At 66.9% G+C, this 317-nt stretch carries 1 protein-coding gene; it reads right to left on the bottom strand.

All coding sequences use genetic code 11. The features are described 5' to 3' along the window. The coding region (locus ALMP_RS39600; protein ID WP_264936843.1) for a carbohydrate ABC transporter permease at window positions 1-317 on the bottom strand (317 nt) is incomplete at both ends.

Raw genomic sequence — 317 nt, 5'->3', positions numbered from 1 at the left:
GCGGTGAGCAGGGCGCCGGCGGCGACCAGGTTGGGGTCGGTGAAGTACTGGCCGGAGAGGTTGTTCAGTGCCGAGGTGATCGGCATGTTCTCGCCGGTGGAGATCAGCACGATGGCCCAGAAGAAGTCGTTGTAGATCCAGATGGACAGCAGCGTCGCCAGGGCCGCCATCGCGGGCTTGCACAGCGGCAGCACGATCTGCCAGTACAGCCGCCACACGGAGGCGCCGTCGACGAGCGCGGCCTCGGTCAGCTCGTGCGGCAGCGAGCGCATGTAGTTGGCCAGCACGAAGGCGCAGAACCCGGACTGGAACGCCAC

The organism is Streptomyces sp. A012304, assembly GCF_026008495.1.
Taxonomy (GTDB): Bacteria; Actinomycetota; Actinomycetes; order Streptomycetales; family Streptomycetaceae; genus Streptomyces.
This window is presented reverse-complemented; position numbering and strand designations above follow the sequence as displayed.